General features: G+C 65.6%; 4 protein-coding genes. All 4 read right to left on the reverse strand.

What is annotated here, in order from left to right:
* Positions 1-366: acyl-CoA dehydrogenase family protein (locus BLX41_RS35085; protein WP_259744700.1), on the reverse strand; the 366-nt coding region annotated here is incomplete at its 3' end.
* Complete coding sequence (locus BLX41_RS11260; protein ID WP_123724931.1) at positions 363-1,535, reverse strand: acyl-CoA dehydrogenase family protein; 1,173 nt, start codon at positions 1,533-1,535, stop codon at positions 363-365. The genes BLX41_RS35085 and BLX41_RS11260, both read right to left, overlap by 4 nt.
* 159 nt (positions 1,536-1,694) lie before the next feature.
* Complete coding sequence (locus tag BLX41_RS11265) at positions 1,695-2,135, reverse strand: carboxymuconolactone decarboxylase family protein (protein ID WP_123724932.1); 441 nt, start codon at positions 2,133-2,135, stop codon at positions 1,695-1,697.
* A 115-nt stretch (positions 2,136-2,250) separates the two neighbouring features.
* Positions 2,251-3,693, reverse strand: a complete 1,443-nt coding sequence (locus BLX41_RS11270; protein ID WP_123724933.1) for a mechanosensitive ion channel family protein — start codon at positions 3,691-3,693, stop codon at positions 2,251-2,253.
* Positions 3,694-3,835 lie beyond the last annotated feature (142 nt).

Raw genomic sequence — 3,835 nt, forward strand, 5'->3', positions numbered from 1 at the left:
GATACCCGGCAACAGGCGGCGCTGCTGTTCTTCGTTGCCGAAGGCGGCGATGGTCGGCCCCGCCAGGCCCTCGCCGATATGGCCCATGCGTCCGGGCCCTCCGGCGCGGGCATATTCTTCATGGAAGATCACCTGCCGGCTGATGGACAGGCCGCGCCCGCCATGCTCCGCAGCCCAGCCGACACAGGTCCAGCGCCCTTCGGCAAGGCGCCGCTCCCAGGCTTTGCGCGCCTCGGGAAAACTGTGCTCGTCCCCCGGACCGCCGCGAAAACGCAGGGCGGCAAACTCACCGCACAGGTTGGCCGCCAACCACTGCGCCACCTCCTGGCGAAACGCCTCGTCCTCTTGGCTGAAACCGATCTTCATGGCTGTTCCCCCAAAATCCGTGTGGCGATCTGTTCGCGGTACAGCGCCGGTGAGCCAAGAAAGGCCTCGCTGGCCCGGGCACGCTTGAAGTACAGGTGCGGATCGTATTCCCAGGTGAAACCGACGCCGCCGTGTAACTGGATCGATTCGGCGGCGCACTGGTAATAGCTTTCCGAGCACTGGGCCTTGGCCAGGGCCGCGGCCAATGGCAACTCCTCGGCCACCTGGGCGTCGCCTGCCGGGGCCAGCACCTCTTGCCCCACGCAAGCGGCGTAATAGCCGACCGAACGGGCACACTCCAGTTGCAGCATCAGGTCGGCGGCGCGATGTTTGAGGGCCTGGAAGCTGGCGATCGGGCGGCCAAACTGGCGACGCTCCTGCATGTAAGCCAGGGTCAGGTCGAAGACCTGCTGGGCACCCCCGATCTGCTCTGCCGCCTGGGCGATGCAGGCCAGCTGCAAGACCCGCTCGAGTACCGGCCAGGCCGTGCCGTAGTCCCCCAGCAGGTGCTCTGCGGGCAGGTACAGCTGACACAGCTCGATGCGCCCCAGGCGCCGGGTCTGGTCCAGGGTGGGCAGGCTCCGGCGCTGGATCGCCGGGTGCCCGGCCTCCACCGCGAACAGGCTGATCCCGTCGGTGCCCACGCTGTGCGGGTGGCGCGCGGCAATGATCAACAGCTGCGCGCTGTGGCCATCGGGCACATGTTCGAGCACCCCATCGAGGAGGTAGCCATCGCCTTCGGCCAGTGCACTGACCTGTACCTGCTCAGCGCCCCAGCCATTGCCGCTGCTGCTGGCCAGTGTCGCGGTGAACGAGCCTTCGGCGATCCGCGGCAGCCAACGTTGCTTCTGCGCCGCCGAGGCTCCCAGAAGCAGGGCCGGAGTGGCCAGGCAGGCGGTGGCGAAGAATGGCGAGCACAACAACCGGCGCCCCATCTGCTCCAGGAGGATCGCCAGCTCGACGAACCCCAGCCCCAGGCCGCCGTACTCTTCGGGAATATGAATTGCCGGCCAGCACAGGTCCCGGCACAGGCGTTGCCACAGCGCCGGGTCATATCCCAGCTCGCTGGCCATGGCCGCACGCACGGCGCCAGGGGTGGAAACGTCGGCGAGAAACGCCTCGGCCGACGCACGAATCATTTCCTGCTCGTCGCTGAATGCAAAGTCCATCGCTCACGCCTTGCTTGCTGAAGGTGGCGGGTGGCAACACCCGCGCCGCAAGCCACTATGGCGAGTCGCATTCGAGGAAAAATCGTCAGCCTTGCCTAGTCCGAATGGACGATGCGCGAACAGGCTATCCAGTGAAACAGGGCAATACAGGCCCCCGACTCAGTCCTGGGGCAGTTTGCGAAAGCCCACCGCCAGACGGTTCCAGCTGTTGATGGTGGAGATCGCCAGGCTCAGGTCGACGCACTCGCTGGGACTGAACTGGCTGGTCAGCAGCTCGTAGTCGGCGTCCGGGGCGTGGGTTTCACTGAGCCGGGTCAGGGCTTCGGTCCAGGCCAGGGCCGCGCGCTCTCGGGGGGTGAAGAAGGGGCTCTCGCGCCACACGGCGACGGCGAACAGACGGCGTTCGGTTTCGCCATGCTTGAGGGCGTCACGGCTATGCAAGTCGACACAGAAGGCGCAGCCATTGACCTGGGAAGCGCGCAGCTTGACCAGTTCCACCAGGGACTTTTCCAGGGGTAGCCGGGAGACCGCAGTCTCCAGGGCGATCATGGCTTTGAGGGCCTCCGGGGAGGCGGTGTAGAAATCGAGACGAGGTTGCATGAGGGACGCTCCGGGGGCGGTCAAGGTGCTGCCACCTTAAGGCCCGCACGTGCGCGGACCAATAACCAATCCCGGGAAACTTCAGCAGACCAATCCGGCTAGCGCCGGCGGCCCCTCAGGTGCGGCTGCGCAACCACTGCAGAAAGCCCTTCTTGGCCACAGGTTTGGGCGGCGACTGGGACAGGCCCTGGGCAATGTGCTGGCGGAAGTCCAGCAGGGTCTTCATGGCGTCGCCGATGTCGTGACGGGCATCCAGGCAGGGTTTGAGGAACTCGTTGTCGATGCGGTACAGGCTGCAGAAGGTCTTGGCCGAAAACTCCGCGATCGTGGCCTGCTCGGCCACTACACCCGCTTCGCCAATCACTTCACCCGGGCCCATGCGCCCGGCTTCGAAGGGCTTGGCGTCACGCTGCATGGTCACCGACACCACGCCGGACTCGATGATGAACAGGTGATCGCTGACCGCCCCCGCCGGCAGGATGACTTCGCCGGCACGGAAGGTCTGCAGCTGCATGTTCTGGCTGAAGGTGTCCTTCTCTTCCTGGCGCAGAGTGGAAAAGATACTGGAGGCATCCAGCAGCGCCCGAGGTCGGGACAGCGCCTGGTTCTGCACCGGCTCGTCGCTGGACAGCAGGCTGATGCCGCTGGCCTGCAGATGACGGAACGCCAGGTCGAACAGCTGGTTTCGCACTTCGCGCTTCTGCCCCATGGTGGCGACAAAGCCGCTGATCTCGTATTCCGCACCGTTGCTGCCGGAGCTTTTCACGGCCACGCTGGGGGCCGGGGTGCCGAGCAGGAAACGGCAACCGAGCATGGCCCGTTCCAGGGCCTCGATGACCTTCTGCGGGCGAGCGTGGGGGCTGACCTGCACGCTGATGGATAAACCGTAGATATCGCTGGGGCGGCTGAAGTTGGTGATCTTGGCCTTGGACGCCAGGGAGTTGGGGATCACCACCATGCTGCCCTGGGAGGTCTGCAGCCGGGTTGCCCGCCAATCGATGTCCACCACCCGGCCTTCGGTGCCGTCGATGGCGATCCAGTCATCGATCTGGTAGGGCTTGGTGGTATTGAGGACCAGCCCGGAGAACAGGTCGCTGAGGGTGCTTTGCAAGGCCAGGCCGACGATGATCGCCAGCGCCCCGGAGGTGGCCAGTACGCCCTTGACCGGCAGGTCCAGCACGTAGGCCAGGGCGGCGATGATGGCGATCAGGAAGATCACCGCGCCCATCAAGTCCTGCAACAGCCGACCGGTGTGGCCGACTCGCTGCATCATCAGGGTGCCCAGCAACACCGTCAGGGTCCGGGCGCCGAACAGCCACCAGCCGATCTGCAAACCGGTGGCCGCCAGGTGCAACGGCACATCGTCCGGCCAGGGCGCCGTCTGCATGGGGCTCAGGCCCTGGTTGAACAGCATCAGGCTGTACAGGCAAAAGATCAGCACCCGCACCGCCAGCTTCCAGCGATCGCCGTGGCTGCCGATCAGGTGCCACAGGGCAAGGTCCAGCAGCAACAGCGCCAACGCGGCCAACAGCAGGTGATCGGCGAAGGGGGCAAGCATCGAGCAACTCCAGCAGGACAATGGCGGCAAGATCGCACGAAAGACGCTGGAGCAGGTATAGCTGGAAAAGACAAAAACCGCTGATGAGGCCCTGCCACGCAACGGCGGGCGCGATGCCCGCCGCCGCCGGGGGTTTTCTGGC

This window comes from Pseudomonas protegens (genome assembly GCF_003732485.1).
Lineage (GTDB): Bacteria > Pseudomonadota > Gammaproteobacteria > Pseudomonadales > Pseudomonadaceae > Aquipseudomonas > Aquipseudomonas protegens_B.